At 39.2% G+C, this 17403-nt stretch carries 14 protein-coding genes; 11 read left to right on the forward strand and 3 right to left on the reverse strand.

Annotated features, from left to right (window positions below; genetic code table 11):
• Nucleotides 1–29: 29 nt before the first annotated feature.
• Genes moaA through ACYVHJ_RS11535 form a run of 3 tightly spaced genes read right to left on the reverse strand, consistent with a single transcriptional unit; the run spans nucleotide 30 to nucleotide 1752 of the window.
• Nucleotides 30–1019: a GTP 3',8-cyclase MoaA gene (moaA, locus tag ACYVHJ_RS11525; protein WP_460514903.1), complete on the reverse strand. Its 990-nt coding sequence runs from the start codon at nucleotides 1017–1019 to the stop codon at nucleotides 30–32.
• Between the two features lie 36 nt (nucleotides 1020–1055).
• The gene (locus ACYVHJ_RS11530) at nucleotides 1056–1469 is read right to left on the reverse strand and encodes a molybdenum cofactor biosynthesis protein MoaE (RefSeq protein ID WP_460514905.1); all 414 of its coding nucleotides are present in this window, start codon (nucleotides 1467–1469) and stop codon (nucleotides 1056–1058) included.
• 1 nt (nucleotide 1470) lies between these two features.
• Nucleotides 1471–1752, reverse strand: a complete 282-nt coding sequence (locus tag ACYVHJ_RS11535; protein WP_460514907.1) for a MoaD/ThiS family protein — start codon at nucleotides 1750–1752, stop codon at nucleotides 1471–1473.
• A 468-nt stretch (nucleotides 1753–2220) separates the two neighbouring features.
• Between ACYVHJ_RS11535 and ACYVHJ_RS11540 the strand changes: the two genes are divergently transcribed.
• The 11 genes from ACYVHJ_RS11540 (at nucleotide 2221) to ACYVHJ_RS11590 (ending at nucleotide 17288) form a co-directional block, all read left to right on the forward strand.
• Entirely contained in the window at nucleotides 2221–2808 is a 588-nt protein-coding gene (locus ACYVHJ_RS11540) for an RNA polymerase sigma factor (RefSeq protein WP_460514909.1), read from the forward strand.
• A gap of 129 nt (nucleotides 2809–2937) precedes the next feature.
• Nucleotides 2938–3972, forward strand: a complete 1035-nt coding sequence (locus ACYVHJ_RS11545) for a FecR family protein (protein WP_460514911.1) — start codon at nucleotides 2938–2940, stop codon at nucleotides 3970–3972.
• Between the two features lie 39 nt (nucleotides 3973–4011).
• On the forward strand, nucleotides 4012–7473 hold the full coding sequence (locus ACYVHJ_RS11550; RefSeq protein ID WP_460514913.1) for a SusC/RagA family TonB-linked outer membrane protein: 3462 nt from the start codon (nucleotides 4012–4014) through the stop codon (nucleotides 7471–7473).
• A gap of 50 nt (nucleotides 7474–7523) precedes the next feature.
• The gene (locus ACYVHJ_RS11555) at nucleotides 7524–9056 is read left to right on the forward strand and encodes a SusD/RagB family nutrient-binding outer membrane lipoprotein (RefSeq protein ID WP_460514915.1); all 1533 of its coding nucleotides are present in this window, start codon (nucleotides 7524–7526) and stop codon (nucleotides 9054–9056) included.
• A gap of 153 nt (nucleotides 9057–9209) precedes the next feature.
• Nucleotides 9210–9983: an HpcH/HpaI aldolase family protein gene (locus ACYVHJ_RS11560; protein ID WP_460514917.1), complete on the forward strand. Its 774-nt coding sequence runs from the start codon at nucleotides 9210–9212 to the stop codon at nucleotides 9981–9983.
• A 4-nt stretch (nucleotides 9984–9987) separates the two neighbouring features.
• On the forward strand, nucleotides 9988–11421 hold the full coding sequence (locus ACYVHJ_RS11565; RefSeq protein WP_460514919.1) for a GntP family permease: 1434 nt from the start codon (nucleotides 9988–9990) through the stop codon (nucleotides 11419–11421).
• 20 nt (nucleotides 11422–11441) lie between these two features.
• On the forward strand, nucleotides 11442–12602 hold the full coding sequence (locus ACYVHJ_RS11570; RefSeq protein ID WP_460514922.1) for an apurinic/apyrimidinic endonuclease family protein: 1161 nt from the start codon (nucleotides 11442–11444) through the stop codon (nucleotides 12600–12602).
• Between the two features lie 60 nt (nucleotides 12603–12662).
• Complete coding sequence (locus ACYVHJ_RS11575; protein WP_460514925.1) at nucleotides 12663–13538, forward strand: NAD(P)-dependent oxidoreductase; 876 nt, start codon at nucleotides 12663–12665, stop codon at nucleotides 13536–13538.
• A gap of 18 nt (nucleotides 13539–13556) precedes the next feature.
• The gene (locus ACYVHJ_RS11580; RefSeq protein ID WP_460514927.1) at nucleotides 13557–14870 is read left to right on the forward strand and encodes an enolase-like domain-containing protein; all 1314 of its coding nucleotides are present in this window, start codon (nucleotides 13557–13559) and stop codon (nucleotides 14868–14870) included.
• A gap of 83 nt (nucleotides 14871–14953) precedes the next feature.
• On the forward strand, nucleotides 14954–15883 hold the full coding sequence (locus ACYVHJ_RS11585; protein WP_460514935.1) for an RraA family protein: 930 nt from the start codon (nucleotides 14954–14956) through the stop codon (nucleotides 15881–15883).
• 127 nt (nucleotides 15884–16010) lie between these two features.
• Nucleotides 16011–17288, forward strand: a complete 1278-nt coding sequence (locus tag ACYVHJ_RS11590) for a mandelate racemase/muconate lactonizing enzyme family protein (RefSeq protein WP_460514929.1) — start codon at nucleotides 16011–16013, stop codon at nucleotides 17286–17288.
• Nucleotides 17289–17403: the final 115 nt, after the last annotated feature.

The raw sequence follows: 17403 nt of genomic DNA on the forward strand, positions 1-17403 counted from the left end.
GGGTAAATTGTCTGGGTTTGAAGAAAAAACTATCCTCCTAAAAATGACATGGAATTTTTAGCTTGGTCTGAAACTTGGTTTTCCGCTTCGAAACCGTCTTTTGCCTTATTTGCAACTGCTTCTAGAATCGCTGTTTTGATTAGATCCTCCTCACAGCCACTTCGCAATATATCTCTCAAATTGGTTACAGGTGGTCCATAAAGACATGTTCTTAGTTCTCCGGTGGCAGAAAGCCTAATCCTATTGCATGTGCCACAAAATGTTCTGCTAAAGGCCGGAATTATTCCAAAAGAGCCTTTGAATCCGGGTACTTGGTAATTGACAGAGGTACTATTGGATTCATCATTGATTTTTCGAATGCCGGGAAAATGGGCTTCAATATAAGTGTATAGGGCTTTGTAGTTCCACTCAGGAATATCAAATTTACCGGTACCATTAAAGGGCATTTCTTCCAAAAACCTGACAGACAAAGCATGATCCTTCGTTAGGTTGATAAAAGGAACAATGTCCTCAATGTTCTTTTTTCCGTCAATTACACAATTGAGTTTTACATTAAAATCTTGGGAAAGTAAGGTTAAAATACAATTCATCACTTCCTGAAACTTATCCCTTCTTGTAATCTCAAAAAAGCGTTTCGGGTCCAAAGAGTCCAAGGAAATGTTTACCTTTTTTACCCCGAACTTGGCCAATTGATTGATTTGAGCCTTGGAAATGGAACCATTACTCGTGAGGGTTATTTCTTTAAGTCCTTGATTTTTAGAGAGCAATTCGATGAAGCCTAAAATGCCTTTCCTTACAAAGGGTTCTCCACCGGTAATTCTGATTTTCTTGACCCCAAGATCAACAAATAGGCCTGTAAGGTAATCTAGTTCTTCATAGCTAAGTAGGTCATTTCGCTGAACAAAATTCATTCCTTCCTCCGGCATACAATAATAGCACCTGAAATTACAGCGATCAGTCACTGATAATCTCAAATAATCTAATGCTCTACCGTATTTGTCGATTAGCTTTTGCTCCATATTAATTTGATTGGTAATTGGTTGACACCTTTTGATCTAGGGGTGTGCATTTACCCATACAGTTTGATCTGTAAAATATTCCTTTTTCCAAATTGGAACAGTCATTTTAAGTTCATCAATTAGGAATCTGCAAGACTCAAAAGCATCCTGTCGGTGTGAAGAAGAAGTCCCAATAACTACTACAGGCTCACCAATCTGTTTTGCTCCCAATGCATGAATAATTAACACTTTTTTTAGCGGCCATTTTTTGATTGCCTTTTGTGCTAATTTTTTCATTTCCGAAATGGCCATCGGTTCATAGGCTTCAAATTCCAGTTTTACAACCTTTTTTCCCAAAGCATGATTTCTTACACTGCCAATAAATAAGTCCATTCCTCCGGCCTCTGGATCTTGTAAGTAGGAATAGGCATCATCCAAGACAATTTTATCCACCAATTGAATGTGTATCATATTATCCGCCACTTACAGGTGGTATTAACGCAATTTCTTTTGCTTGCCCAATGGGTTGATCGTCCTCCGCATATTCCAAATCCACAGCAATGCCAATACTGCTAAGATTTCCCATTCTTGGATATTGTTGCAAGATCCATTTTTTCAAATCCATTACGGTTTGTAGGGAAGAATCATTGGGCAAGGCCAATTCTCTTTGACCAACAATGTCCTTAGAAATTCCAAACAATTGAATTTTCATACCTTCAGTAATTTTCTTTAATCTAATGTTAAAGCTAAACATAAGCATTCGATTAAACATAAAAATTAAGTATATTCTTAAGAAAATAACTTATTTGAACCTGGCATTCCGGCAAAGTTTTTTTTTAGAATTCCCTAGGACAGTTATTTTATTAAATATTTTTATTAATGGTACTATCTAATTTAGGGCTTGCTCCTCTTTGTTAGCGGAAAAAGATTACGGTAATCAAAGTAAATTAGGGAAATGGATACAACAATAAAACTGGAAGGGCTTAAAAAATACTTGATTGTATTTATTGTTTGATAAATATTCACATATTTTTCCCAATAACCTCGGCAAATTAAAATAATTACATGATTTATTATAAATATTTTTCACTATTCAATAATCTTTCATAAAAAATTATTTCAACAGTATTATAACCTGTAAAAATAAAAGTAGATAGGTATAAATTGTGTAATTCAGGAAAAATTCATTACTTGTATTGTTTATTTATAAAATATCAACCCTATGGACAATAACCTATCCGTTCCTGAGCTAGTAGGCTTATTGCAGACCGGAGATCAAAAAGCCTATAATAAATTGTATAAATTATTCGGACCTAAAATTCTTAATACTTGCAGGAAAATGTATTTAAATCGGCAAGATTCAGAAGAAGTGGTGCAAGAAGTGTTTTTAAAGGTATGGGAAAAAAGAGCAACATTAGACAGTACTTTGTCTTTTAATGCTTACCTGTTGGCCATTATGAAATCTAGGATTTTTAAACGATCTAAAAAGCAGGCTTTAGAAATTGCTTATCAGAAATACAATATCCATTTTTTAAAGAAGTCAGACAATAGTACCGAGGAACAAATTCTATTTGAAGAAATAAAGTCATTCTCAAACAGAGCAATAGCCACACTACCCAAGGGACAGAAAGAAGTCATTTCCCTTAGATTTTCAGAACAAATGACCTCAGAAGAAATTGCGGAAAAATTACATATTTCCAAAAGAACTGTTGAAAATCAATTGTATAAAGCTACTAAAAAGCTAAAAAAACAGTTTATATCCAATGAATTAATTCCCTATGAAATGCTTTTGATATTATTTATTTACTAAACAAGACCATGTTTAGTTGTTACTTTTGTAAAATTAACCATTAATTAATAAATATATAGTAAAAATAATATTTGACATAAGTAAATGTAGGTAGTAAAGGATATATACCATATAAACAATTGGTTTAAGATGGATAACTTCACCAAAAAATGGCAAGATTTTCATGAAGGCAAACTTTCGAAAAAGGAAGCGATTGAATTTTTGCATTTTCTTGAAAGCGATCTTGGAAAAAGAAGTTATCAAAAACTACTGAAAGAAACATGGGCTGAAGAGGAAGAAATTAAATCAATAAAAGGAACACAGCTCTCAAAGACTTTTCGGCCAAAGTCTGACAAAGACCTGCCTTCCAAAAACAATGAAGATTTTTTTAATAGCTTTCATTCTACAAAAATTTCTGCATTAAAATCTATTTTAACATATGCTGCCTGCCTGATCGCATTATTATTGGTTTTTAAGAACCTTGGTTTTTGGCTGGAGAGGAATAAGGAAGAAAGAAAAATTGAGCAAGAAATTGTATGGCTTATTAAATCCAATCCACGAGGAATCAAATCTAAGATCTTATTACCGGATAGTTCATGGGTATATCTAAATGCTGGAAGTGAAATTAAATACCCGGAAAATTTTGTAGTGAACCGTCAAGTCATTTTAACCGGAGAAGCATTTTTTGAAGTTTTTAGAGACAAGGATCATCCTTTTACGGTAGAGGCTTCCCACATTAAAACACAAGTATTAGGTACCTCTTTTAACGTCAATTCTGTTTTTCCTGAATCCGTTGAAATTGGATTGGCAACAGGTTCATTAAAGATTTTGAACCCTAGCACAGGAGAAGAATTAATTTTGTCCCCGGGAGAAGCCAGTAATATATCATCCGATAAGGGTGAAATGAAAAAATACAGTGTTGATCCCAAAAAAATCGCCCCATGGAAAGAAGGTATTCTGCAATTCAACCATGAAGATTTCGAAAGAGTAGTCAAAAAATTAGAAAACTGGTATGGCGTTGAAATTACAATTAAAGGAGAGACACCCAAAGAAAAATGTAATGGAGATTTTCCGAAAAATACCTATTTGACAAATGTTTTAAATGTATTGGGCCACGCCTTGAACTTCAGTTTTGATATCAATAAAAACCAAGTAACGATAAATACCAATAATATGAATGAATAAGTAGTACTATAATTATTTCTAACCAATACCCAAAATTCCATGAAACATGTTTTATTTAACAAGTTTAATAGCCTAAAGTATAGGATACTTATCGTTGGGTTATTAAGCATAATCACCGTGCTGCCTACATCAGCTGCCAATACTGCCAAAAGTATTGAAGATGTAAAAATAAGATTGGATTTCCTTGAAGGAAATTTGAAAGATCTTTTAAGTAATATAGAAAGTAAGACAGATTATCGTTTTTTCTACACAGATCAGGCAGTTGAAGACACCGAGGTCCTTACACTCGATAGAAGTAAGGGGACAGTTGCAGACATTTTAAAGGATCTGGCGCGTCTAAAAAATTTACATTTCAAGCAGGTTAACAACAATATTAGTGTTAAGTATCTGGGTGAAAAACCAAATCAAAAAAAGGTTGAAATTGTTCTGGAACGGGCTGACATAAACATTAAAGGTCAGGTTACAGATAAATCAGGGGAAGCAATTCCCGGGGCTGCCATATCAGTTATTGGAACCACAGTAGGAACCATAACGGATATTGACGGTAATTTTTCATTAACAGCGCCTGAAGATGGAGAATTAATGGTATCCTATATAGGATTCACTACGCAAAGGATTCAAATCAATTCCCGGTCCATCATCAATGTAACCCTAGAGGAGAACATCGCAGGCTTGGAAGAAGTTGTGGTGACCGCCTTAGGGATTAAAAGAGAGGCTAAAAGCCTTGGTTATGCTACTTCTACGGTAGAATCTGAAGAAATGACCATCAACAGAACCCCTAATTTTATCAATTCCCTTCAAGGGAAAGTTGCAGGGGTAAACATTTCTTCCATGGGTTCAGGACCTCAGGGTAGTAGTAAAATCAGGATTCGAGGAGTGTCCTCTTTTGGAGGAAATAACAGCCCACTTATTGTTGTCAATGGTGTGCCCATAGACAATACCAATTTTGGTGTCAGTGGAGATGTATCTGAAGTTGGAAGTAACAGGAGATCGGATAGTGGAGATGGATTGAGCAGTATAAACCCTGATGATATCACCTCTATGTCTGTGTTGAAAGGAGCTGCAGCTTCAGCACTTTACGGTGCCAGGGCAAAAGATGGTGTGATAATGATCACCACGCGAAACAGGGCTACAGGCTCCGGAATTCAAATAGAGCTCAATACCAATTATACCAATGATACCCCTCTTGATTTTACTGATTATCAATATGAATATGGACAAGGAGAAGGCGGTCTAAGACCTACTTCACCCAGACCTGTTTCGGGAGTTTGGAGCTTTGGAGAAAAAATTGAGCCGGGAATGACACAAATATTATTTGATGGAATAGAAGTTCCCTACACTGCGCAACCCAATAAGATTAGAGATTACTATAGAAATGGTTCGACGCTTTCCAATACCGTTACCTTATCTTCCGGAGGAGAGAACGGTGGTTTTAGCTTGTCGGTAGCAAATATGGACAGCAAGGCCATATTACCAGGTTCTAATTACAATCGAAAAACGATTAATTTGGGTTTTACCCAGAACATAAAAAAATTAAAGGTTTCCGGGAATATTAATTATTCCAAAGAGGATAGAATCAATCCTCCTAATATAGCAGAACAGGATTTTAGTCCTGTGGTCATCTACACGCTTTCGAGTACCATGCCTTTGGATTTATTGGAGCAATATGCCTTTGATGAAAATGGGGATGAATTTCCTTACTCAAGATTTACCAATAGAACCAATCCATACTTTGCCCTTTCAAGGTTTGAAAACAATATTAGAGATAGGGTTTATGGAAATATAACTGCCAGGTATGACATTACTGACTGGTTATATGTTCAGGGAAGGTTTGGTCAAGACTTTTATTCCAGAGATTCTGAATACAATTTGCCAACGGGCTCTCAAAGACAATCTTCTCCCCCTCCGGGATTTGTCAATGGACAATATATCCAGGATATCAGAAGGTTCAGAGAGGTCAATACAGATTTTCTATTGGGTATGAACAAATCTTTTGGTGATTTTGGCTTAATGGTTAACCTTGGTGGTAACCAGATGTACCGAAAATTAGATGTGAACACCCTTCTGGGAGAAAATTTCTATACCAGAGATCTTTATACCATTGGAAATGCCAGTAAGATTACTACCAATTACAGTATTTCTGAAAGGCAAGTGAACTCTTTATATGGTAGTACAGAGTTATCTTGGAAAGGCTTTTTATACCTTAATGGTACGGTTAGAAACGATTGGTTTTCTACACTTTCTCCTGGCAACAGAAGTATTGTTTACCCTTCCATCACCGGTAGTTTTGTCTTCTCTCAAGCATTTGAAAATTTGCCTAACTGGATGACTTTTGGAAAAATTAGGGTGGCTTATGCGGAAGTAGGTAGTGATACAGATGTTCAGCCTTATGCGAACAATCTGTTTTACAATATCAACCAGCAACAATTTCCAAACTCCAATGGTGTGGCACAGCCTGTAGGAAGTGTTAGTGGCTCAGTGGTGCCCAATTCAAATTTAAGGCCCATGAGGGTTAGAGAACAAGAAATTGGATTGGAAATGACTTTGTTCGATAATCTTCGTTTTGAAGTTTCCTATTATGACAAACTCTCTTCAGATCAAATTTTACAGGCACAAATTTCTAATGCCTCCGGTTATGTTAATCAACTTATCAATGTAGGAGAAAGTGAGAATAAAGGAGTAGAAATGTATGCGAATATTTCCCCTATAAAAAACGCAGATTTTGAGTGGAATTTTGGAGCCAATGCTTCTTATAACAAGTCCAAAGTTTTAAGTCTTGGTGATGATGTTGAAGGTTCATTTATCACTGTAGGTACTGCTGAATTTCATGGTGAGTTAAGGCAAGAGGTAGGGAAGCCCATGGCGCAATTGTATGGTTGGGGATACCTAAGAGATGATCAAGGAAGACAAGTTTTTGATCCGGACAGTGGTAGACCGTTAAGATCAAATGAGCAATTAAACTTTGGTTCAGCAATACCTGTGTGGGTAGGAGGTTTTACAAATAGTTTCAATTATAAAAAGCTAAGTTTTTCCTTCTTGATTGACTTTAAATTAGGACACAAGTTGATTTCAGGTACCCATACCAATGCCTATAGACATGGTCTAGACAAAGCTACGCTAGTAGGAAGAGAGCAAGGTTATGTAGTTGGTGAGGGCGTTAACCCAAATGGGGAAGTGAATACAGCACAAGCTCCCGTACAGACTTTTTATGAAACGATTCGTTCCGGAAGAATGTCTGAACAGTCCGTATTCAATGCCGGTTCATGGCAATTGCGTCAGTTGACCTTGGGATATGACCTAACTGACTTGATTCCACAAAACAATTTTATCAAAGGATTGAGATTAAATGTTGTTTCAAACAATGTTGCGGTAATAAAAAAATGGGTACCTCATATCCATCCGGACCAAAATGGTATTATCTCCGATAATAGAGCAGGTTTGGAAGCTACCGGTTTGCCGGTTACCAGAAGTATAGGTTTTAACCTGAATGTGAAGTTTTAATGACTTTGCAGCTAGCCATGAAATGTGAGTTACAACTAAATTTATTAGCGATGAAAAAGTCTAAAAAATCATATATATACCCAGTTATTTTGCTATTCCTTTTGTTTTCCTGTGATTCAGGATTTGACGAAATGAATACCAATCCGGTCAGATTAACTTCAATTGACCCTACCTTTCAATTAAACCAGGCGATCATTACCAGTTCTCCGGGTTACAATAATTTGACTTATGAGGTAACCATTGTAAGGCAAATGATTACTCCCTTCCAAGGTGTTGGGACAGGAGGTAATTTAAATCAAGACAATAGAGCCGCTACCCAAGGTAACTGGTATACCTATTATGAAACCATCATCAAAAATCTGGTGGACGGTTTATCTGCACTGGAGAATATGCCGGATAGGTCCAACCTGGAACATATCATTAAAATATGGAAAGCGCATGCTTTTATTGTTTTGACAGATACCTATGGTGATATTCCTTATTCTGAGGCCGGAAAAGGTTATATCGATGGTGTAGTATTTCCTAAGTATGATTCTCAGGAAAGTATTTACAATTCCATATTAAGCGATTTAGAAGCTGCAGTCCAAGGACTAGATGCTTCCAAAGACGATATTGGCCAAGAAGTAATGTATAGTGGCAATATCGAACAGTGGAAAAGATTGGGCAATTCTTTACTTCTGCGTGCCGGAATGCGTTTGTCTAAAGTTGACCCTTCAGCAGCAGCTTCCTATGCAAGCAAGGCGGTTGCAGGAGGTTTGATGCAATCCAATGCTGACAATGCTGTGGTAAGACACAATGCTGACTATAGAAATGGTGTCGGCACAAACTTGAACGGAGGGCAAGCGCCTTTTTATTACCTTGATAGGGAATTTGTGGATTTCTTTAAAGATAATGAAGATCCAAGATTGACATCTATTGGAGTGAGGTATATCGGGGCCTTAAGTGGTAACGATCAGGTGGAAGCCAATGCAGTAAGAACTTTTGATGCACAAATAGGAATGCCTCAAGGCTATGACAATACCACCATCATCCCTGTAGTGGAAGATGAGGGACTTGCCAGTCTTTTTGATTATAGTCAACTGGATAGGAGCCGAATGGGAAATCCGGAAGCTCCCAATTTTTTGGTAACCTATTCTCAAACGATGTTATTGTGGGCAGAGGCGGCTTTTCGCGGATGGGCTCCGGGAGATCCTGAAGAATTATACCATGAAGGGATAAGAGCGCATATGGAGCAATTGGCATCTTATGGAAATAATGTAGCCATCCCTTCTGATGAGATTGATACCTATATTGCTAACCACCCATTAGAGGTAGGTAAGGAACTGGAATTAATCAATACGCAATATTGGGTTTCTTCATTTTTAATAGGTCATGAAGCCTGGTCTAATTTCAGGAGATCAGGTTATCCTAATTTAACTCCCAATCCGTATCCCGGTAGTGACCTTAAAGATGAAGATTTTATCAGAAGGCTTACTTATCCTGATGCGGAGTTGACAGTAAACAAAGAAAATATAGATGTAGCCACCAGTAGAATGGGGCCAGATATTTTGGATACCAGGGTTTGGTGGGACGTTAAGCAATAGTATTAAACAACCTATTATTTCCTATTTAAAAACCTTGGCTATGTATTGAAGTTTCAATTACATAGCCAAGGTTATAATAAATCAACTGAATTTCAGCTGAATATAAAATGGTGAGGCTGTTTTGTATGGATTGTTATTGACAATAAACCAAAAATGAAAAATATAAAAGAAAGATTAAAATCCGGTGAAACGTTGGCCGGTTGTTGGCTAAACCTGGGCAGTGCTGTAACAGCAGAAATTGTGGGTTTATCAGGTTATGACTGGGTGCTGATCGATTTAGAACATGGTTCAGGTGAACAGAGTGATTTATTGCATCAACTCCAGGCCTTATCCAATACTCCCGCTACAGCTTTAGTTAGAGTGGAGAGCCATCATAAGGAAAGAATTCATCGGGTATTGGATCTGGGAGCCAATGGAGTAATGGTTCCTCAGATAAAAAAAGCAGCAGAAGCCAAAGCTGCCATTGCAGGAATTCATTATCCACCTAATGGAAAGAGAGGAGTAGCAAAAATGGTCAGGGCAACAGGTTTTGGTAAAAACTTCAACGCCTACAAAGAAAGCACAATGCAAAATCTATTAGGAGTGATCCAAATTGAAACAGTAGAAGCCTTAGGTGCGCTGGATGAAATTGCTGATCTTCCAGGAGTAGATGTATTATTTATTGGTCCTGCAGACCTTACCATGGCATTGGGAATAGATGGAGACTTGTCACACCCTTTATTTGTAAATGCAGTAAATAAAATTGTGAAGGCGGCAAAAAGAGCAGGTAAAGCTGTCGGTATCTTGCTATTCGATCCCAATGATTTTCAAAAATACAATGAACTGGGTATTCAGCTTATCGCATGTGGAGCAGATGCAACCTTTGTAGCCAATGGTGCTAGAGCCATGGCTAGTGAGTTGAATTCGGCTAAAAATAAGAAAGGGTAAACAGATGTTGCAAGACCCTTTAATTATTCTAATCATAGGAATGCTCATCGTAATCGGTGGCATCATAGTCGGGAAATTAAATCCTTTTATTGCGCTAATAGTGGCTGCCCTGGTGGTGGCTTGGATGACTCCTTCAGCAGCTATTATTGACTTTGCATTAAGCAAGGGGCAATCTGAATCTGCGGCCCAAGCTTTGGCAAATACCTCCATTGGAGAACGAATTGCTGCAGCTTTCGGAAGTACGGTAGGTAAAATAGGTATTTTAATAGCTATGGCAGCCATCATTGGAAAAGCCATGTTGATGAGTGGTGCAGCAGAACGGATCGTTAGGTCTATTCTAGGTTTGACAGGTGAAAAAAATGCCCCCTTGGCATTTTTAAGTGGTAGTTTCTTCTTGGGGATACCTGTCTTCTTTGATACAGTATTTTACCTAATGATCCCTTTGGCCAAAGCCATGGCCATGCGATTGAAGCAGAGTTATTTACTACTCGTTTTGTGCATCACTGCAGGAGCAGCCATGGCCAATTCATTGGTGCCCCCAACCCCAGGTCCTCTATTTTTAATTGCTGAAATGGATATTCCCATAGGCATGATGATGGTAGGTGGTTTCCTAGTGGGGTCGGTGACCATTATTGTAGGTTATTTCTTTGCTGTATGGGTAAATAAAAGAAATCCAATTCCATTGAGGGAATCCATTGATGCTCCTTTAAGTGAAATTGAAGCCTTGGCAAATAAAGATGCTTCTCAATTGCCATCATTGGGAATCTCTCTGTCTCCAATATTGGTGCCTTTAGTGTTGATTACAGGTAATGCTACCGTCCACACTTTTATGGATATGGACAGTGCCGGAAATGGCAATGTTTTGCTCTCGATACTTCAGTTTTTTGGAGAGAAAAACATGGCCTTAATCATGGGGGCTTTGGCGGCGCTTTTGACCCTTTTTATTCAGAAAAAGAAAACAAATGATGGGATGAAAGGGGCTGTTCAGTCTGCATTAACCAGCGGAGGAGTTATTATATTGATAACTGCTGCAGGTGGAGCTTTCGGAGCCATGTTACAACAAACGGGAATTAGTTTAAGAATTGCTGAGCTTACATCAGGCTATCAAATGGCCCTTATTCCTCTGGCATTCTTTATTACCGCATTGGTGAGAACAGCCCAAGGTTCTGCTACTGTGGCCATGATTACTGCCTCAGGTATTTTATCCGGTATGTCTACCACCGGTCTGGATTTTCATCACCTCTACTTGGGTTTGGCCATCGCTTGTGGATCCAAATTAGTTCCTTGGATGAATGACAGTGGATTTTGGATTGTATGTAAAATGAGTAATTTAACTGAGAAAGAAGCTTTGCGGACTTTTTCTCCTTTGCTTACAATTATGGGAATTGTAGGATTGGTAACCATTATGATAGCCGCAAAAATATTTCCTTTAGTTTAAAATAATTAACCCAAAGTAATATGAAAGACATTTTAAAAATTTTACAGCGGAGAAGGTTTATGAAGCTGTTTGCTTCCGGTACCGCCGGAGCGCTCACAACGGCTGGTGTAGCTATAGGAGCAGATAGGTCAACACTTAAACCTACGAACAGAAAGGCAAAAAAGGTTTTAATGAAAGTAGGCTGCCAGTCCGGTGGAACATCTGAAGAAAACCTGGCCTTTAAAGCCCGGCATGGTGTTTATAATATGGATGGAGGCATGCCAAAATTTATCCCGGGAAAAGGATGGGATCTAGAAGATTCCTTAAGGAAAAGAGATGCTTGCGAAAAATATGGTATCAGTTTAGATGCCTACCATCTTCCGCTCACTTCCGCGGGAATTGACCGTGTGGTAGTCCCAAATATCATGTTGGGAAAAGCCCCTGAGAGAGACAAGGAAATTGAGATGATTCAGCAGATGATTCAGGTATCTGCAAAAACAGGGGTTAAATTATTGAATTATAACACCACCATTTTACCTGTTTTACGAACCGGAAGAACCATTGACCCCAAAAGAGGAAATGCTTCTTACAGTACCTGGAATTATGAAGAAGCCCTCAAAAGGGAGCAACCATTGACTGTAGCCGGGAATGTGGATGCTGATGAGATTTTTGAACGTATAAAATATATGCTGGATAGGATTGTTCCTGTGGCAGAGGAATATAAAGTTCAGTTGGGAAACCATATTGCTGATCCACCTGTACCGGATCAATACAAGGGAATAATGCGATGGAATAGTCCTGAAGTTTTTGAAGGAATGAAGAGGTTTGCTAAATTGTCGGACAGTCCCTATCATGGCTTTAACTTTTGTATAGGGTCCATTGCAGAGGGGCTTCGAGATCCTAAGAATGATATTTTCCCCATTATAGAATATTTTGGTAAGCGGAAGCAAATATTTAATGTACACCTTAGAAATATTAAAGGTAATTATAACAATTTCCAGGAGGTATTTCCTGACAATGGAGAGATGAACTTTTTCCATGTGATGCGTGCCTTAAATGAAGTAGAATTTGACGGGATGGTGATGCCCGATCATGTTCCAAAACATGAAGCTGAAGGTTCGGGTGCACAAGCTTTTGCCTTTGCTTATGGACACATTATAGGCATTCTTCAGGCTTTGAAAGATGAGGCCGAAAACGCTTGATTAACAGATGACTATCAATAAGAATTAATAAGTGACCAATTAATAAAAAACACAACTATTATGAAAAAAGTAGGATTTATAGGATTAGGAATTATGGGAAAACCCATGGCCATCAACTTAATTGATGCAGGATTTGATCTTATTGTATTGGACAGCAACAAGGCAGCGGGAGATCTAACCCAAAAAGGGGCAAAAGCCTATTCCACCTGTAAAGAAGTAGCCGAGAATGCAGAAATTATTATTACCATGCTTCCTGATTCTCCTGAAGTAAATGAAGTTGTTTTTGGAGAAGGAGGGGTATTGGAAGGTATCCAGTCAGGTGCTGTGTTTGTAGACATGTCTACCATTGCTCCTTCCACTGCCAGAGAAGTTGCGGAGGCGATGCTTAAAAAAGGTGTAGATGCCTTGGATGCGCCTGTTTCAGGTGGGCAAGTTGGTGCAGAACAAGGGAATCTTTCAATTATGGTAGGAGGAAAGCAATCTGCTTTTGATACTGTCAAGCCACTGTTTGAAGTTATGGGAAAAAGTGCAGTGTTGATAGGGGATGCCGGAGCGGGACAGATGACCAAAGCCTGCAATCAAATGATCGTGGGAATGACCATCCAGGCTGTAGCAGAGTCTTTTACTTTGGCCAAAAAAGCAGGAGTAGATCTTGAAAAAATGAGAGAAGCATTATTGGGAGGTTTTGCCCAGAGTCGAATTCTTGACCTCCATGGTCAAAGAATTATTGATCGGAATTTTGAGCCGGGTTTTAAGATAAAATTGCACAGAAAAGACATGAACATTGCCTTAATGGCCGGCAAGGAATTTAAAGTACCACTGTATGGTTCTGCGCTTGTAGCAAGCCATATGGATGCTGTTTTGGCTGCGGGAATGGATGAAAAAGACCATAGCGCCTTGGCATTGTTAATGGAAAAATTTTCCAATGTGGACTAAAATTTTAAGTCTAAAATTATGAACAATAATCTATCAGGTAGGGGACCGATCATAAAAGACATGGTCATTACCCCTATCGCGATTAAAGATCCTCCCTTACTTAATGCTGCAGGATTACATGCACCATATGCATTGCGAACAATTGTTGAGTTGATTACTGAGGATGGAATCGTTGGAATTAGCGAAATTCCGGGTAATGATGCCATCAATGATTCTCTAACAGAAGCAGCACCTTTAATTATCGGTAAGGATGTCTATCAGCTTAACCAATTGCAAGCTTCGATTAATTCCCATTTCGGTACCGATACGAGCAGGGATAGGGGGGATGCTCCTTGGGATCAAAGAAAGCTGGTGCATGTTTTCTCGGCATTGGAAGTAGCCTGCCTTGATATTATTGGAAAGGTAGTAAACCGACCAATAGTAGATCTGTTGGGAGGTAAAATGCGAGACGCGGTTCCCTTTGCGGCCTACCTTTTTTATAAATATGAGGGTGCCGGAGGATCCCTGGGTTTTGGAACCGATGAAAATGCCAAAGGCTGGGCTTCAGCCAGGCAGGATGCAGCCATCAACCCTGAAGGAATTGTTGCTCAAGCCCAAGCCATGTGCAAACATTATGGGTTCCAATCTATAAAATTAAAAGGAGGGGCCTTTCCACCGGAGGAAGAAGTGGCTGCTATGTTTGCTTTGCATGAAGCATTCGGAGGTAAAATGCCATTAAGATTTGATCCCAATGCCATATGGAAGCCGGAAACAGCCCTACAATATGGTAAAGAAATGGAACCCATCTTAGAGTATTTGGAAGACCCGGTTCGTGGCCAAGAAGAAATGGCCAAGTTAAGAAAAGCCATTCAAACTCCCCTTGCAACGAATATGTGTACGACCTCATTTGAGGAAATTCCAGCGAGTGTTCGTTTGGGTGCTGAGGATATTATATTAAGCGATCATCATTTTTGGGGAGGGTTAAAAGCTTCTATGGAATTGGCCAAGCTTTGTAGTACATTCGGAAGGAAACTTTCCATGCATTCCAATAGCCACTTGGGGATATCCCTGGCCGCCATGGTACATTTAGGGGCAGCACTTCCTGAAGTCCCATATGCTTTGGATACCCATTATCCATGGCAATCAGAAGAGGTCATTCAAGGTGGAAGTATCCCCTTTGTCAATGGCTCAGTTGAGGTACCTAAAGGTGCCGGGCTCGGGGTAGAACTTGACCGAAAAGCCTTGGAAAAGCTTCATCAACAATACCTTCAGTCAGGTTTGACCAAAAGGGACGATCAAATTGAAATGCGAAAAGTTCATCCCGATTGGACTTTTCAAAAAGTCCGTTGGTAAAAAAGCCTTTTTATACCCATCTCTGTGTAGAGATGGGTTTATATTATTGTTTTATTTTAAACCGGTTTTGCATGAGAACGTGGATGTCAATAGCCCTAGGGTATATTATTTCTTTCCTAATCATTATTCCTGGAAATGGGCAACAAATCAGTAAAGAAGAGATGCTATTTCTCACGCCCAACTGGTCTGGAGAAAGATATGAAGATGGTCGCCCAAAAGTTTCCGACGAGATTCTGGACAGGATGAAGGCCGTAACGCATGAGGAAGCTTGGGCGGTTTTAAAAAATGAAGGTTATAAGTACCAATATGCAGAAAACTGGCAAACCATCCATTCCGATAGCGTTTTGGTTGGGAGAGCCTTGACAGCCACCTTTATGCCGGGAAGACCTGACATACATAATGCCATTGATAAACGGGGAAAGGCTGAAGGGAAAAGAGGACAAAATAGTTGGCCTGTAGACCTATTGGTTCCCCGAGATGTATACGTGGCCAATCAATTTGGTCTTCACAATGGCGGACCAACAATAGGCGATAACGTTGGCAATGCCATTTTTGCCAAGTCCGGTAATGGGATCGTCTATGATGGGGCAGTTAGAGATATCAATGGCTTAAAAGCGATTGGTGGATTTGTTTCATTCTTTAGCAGCTATCATCCTTCCCATCACAATCAGACCGGCGATTTGAATACCATGTTAATTGGAATCAATACACCTACCCAAATTAGACAAGTTACTGTAATGGCCGGGGACGTGGTATTAGGAAGAGATGGGGCAGTTACCTTTATTCCTCCCCATTTGGCCGAGAAGGTAGTGATCACTTCAGAGGTGGTCAGGCTCAGAGATATGTTTGGCCACAGCAGGCTTAGAGAAGGTGTTTATACCGCAGGACAAATTGATACCCGCTGGTCTCCTGAAATTGAGAAAGATTTTTCACAATGGCTTAATGATCACAAAGAAGATTTGCCCATTCCAAAGGAACAAATCGAAGAAATTTTAAAAGAAAGAACCTGGTAATTCTAAATAAAGGAATCCTTAATGTATAGAATAATAGCTTGTTATATGATTCCATACGCTATTTATTGAATTGTATTTAAAAATATTGACCTTTTTTCAATAATTGATTTAACCCAAATAACCTATCATGAACAAAAACCTAAAAAGAAGATCATTCTTGTCTAAAGCCGCATTATCGGGAGTGACCGGAGCAGCTTTTTTATCCGGTTACGGATCCTCACTAACTGCCGCGGTAGAAAAGAGACCCTCTTATTCCAATCCTTCAGACTTAAAGATTACTGATGTAAAATGTGGTTATGTGAGGGGTGCATTGTATGTAAAGGTTTATACCAATCAAGATATATATGGATGTGGAGAAGCAGTTGATGCCATTCATGGCACTTACCACCTTGTAAAAAGACTTGGTGGACAAATCAAAGGTGAAAACCCACTTAACCCCAATCGGCTTGCTGAACAGTTAAGGAAGGGAGCGTTTTTTGGGGGCGCTCAATCGGGAGTATTTGTGGCCGTTTTAACAGCCATTGAAACGGCTCTTTGGGACATTACAGGCAAGGTGTTTGGTGTCCCTGTCTATCAATTATTGGGAGGCAAATTTAGAGATAAAATCAGGGTGTATTGTGATACTGCGCTGTATACATCCAGAAATCCAAGCCCTCAAGATTATGCGCAAGCTGCCAGGGGAGCAGTGGATAGAGGCTATACTGCGGTTAAGTTTGATGTAGATGATGGGAGAGATCCGAACAAATATGATAGGTTTAACTGGACGGCAAGCCCTGCCGAAATTGACCGGATGTACAATGCCATAGCTGCCGTAAGAGAGGAAGTTGGAAAAAACATTGATATCTGTGTGGACATGCATGGCAGGTATGATTATATCACAGGAGTTAAAATGGCCCGTATGTATGAAGACCTTGATCTGATGTGGCTGGAGGAGCCCATTCCTGCAGATAACCCCAAGCTATATCAACAGCTTACCCAACAGACCAGTACGCCGATTTGTACGGGAGAGAATGTCTATTTGGCCTATGGCTTTGTCAACCTGCTAAGTGAAGGTGGGGCGGATATAATTATGCCTGATATTCAGAAAGCAGGGGGCCTTGGTGAAGCACAAAGGATCGCCAACCTTTCTAATTTGTTTTATGTGCCCTTTAGCCCCCATATGGTTGCGTCATTTTTAGGAGCCATGGCTTCTTGCCATGTTTGTGCCTCCGTTCCTAATTTTCAAATCATGGAATGGCAAATATATATGGACACAGACCAGATGTGGCAAGACATTGTAAGTTATGAGGGAGAAAGGACGGTTGACGGGTTTATTAAGCTATCTGAAAAACCAGGAATTGGGGTGGAAATTAATGAAGAAGGCATGAAAAAATACGCAGTGAAAGGTATACCTTTTTTTGAATAATTAAATAACAATCTGATTATCCGTTTATGCACCTGTTATATTCGCAATTACTAGTCTGTCAAAGAGTTTGTCTCCAAAATACCGTCTGTTTAATTTGTAAATAAACTCGTTGAGA

Source organism: Cyclobacterium sediminis, from assembly GCF_054781075.1.

Coding starts and splice junctions, on each gene's coding strand:
- moaA (WP_460514903.1), bottom strand. CDS start 1,019: ATGGAGCAAAAGCTAATCGACAAATACGGTAGAGCATTAGATTATTTG.
- ACYVHJ_RS11530 (WP_460514905.1), bottom strand. CDS start 1,469: ATGATACACATTCAATTGGTGGATAAAATTGTCTTGGATGATGCCTAT.
- ACYVHJ_RS11535 (WP_460514907.1), bottom strand. CDS start 1,752: ATGTTTAGCTTTAACATTAGATTAAAGAAAATTACTGAAGGTATGAAA.
- ACYVHJ_RS11540 (WP_460514909.1), top strand. CDS start 2,221: ATGGACAATAACCTATCCGTTCCTGAGCTAGTAGGCTTATTGCAGACC.
- ACYVHJ_RS11545 (WP_460514911.1), top strand. CDS start 2,938: ATGGATAACTTCACCAAAAAATGGCAAGATTTTCATGAAGGCAAACTT.
- ACYVHJ_RS11550 (WP_460514913.1), top strand. CDS start 4,012: ATGAAACATGTTTTATTTAACAAGTTTAATAGCCTAAAGTATAGGATA.
- ACYVHJ_RS11555 (WP_460514915.1), top strand. CDS start 7,524: ATGAAAAAGTCTAAAAAATCATATATATACCCAGTTATTTTGCTATTC.
- ACYVHJ_RS11560 (WP_460514917.1), top strand. CDS start 9,210: ATGAAAAATATAAAAGAAAGATTAAAATCCGGTGAAACGTTGGCCGGT.
- ACYVHJ_RS11565 (WP_460514919.1), top strand. CDS start 9,988: ATGTTGCAAGACCCTTTAATTATTCTAATCATAGGAATGCTCATCGTA.
- ACYVHJ_RS11570 (WP_460514922.1), top strand. CDS start 11,442: ATGAAAGACATTTTAAAAATTTTACAGCGGAGAAGGTTTATGAAGCTG.
- ACYVHJ_RS11575 (WP_460514925.1), top strand. CDS start 12,663: ATGAAAAAAGTAGGATTTATAGGATTAGGAATTATGGGAAAACCCATG.
- ACYVHJ_RS11580 (WP_460514927.1), top strand. CDS start 13,557: ATGAACAATAATCTATCAGGTAGGGGACCGATCATAAAAGACATGGTC.
- ACYVHJ_RS11585 (WP_460514935.1), top strand. CDS start 14,954: ATGTCAATAGCCCTAGGGTATATTATTTCTTTCCTAATCATTATTCCT.
- ACYVHJ_RS11590 (WP_460514929.1), top strand. CDS start 16,011: ATGAACAAAAACCTAAAAAGAAGATCATTCTTGTCTAAAGCCGCATTA.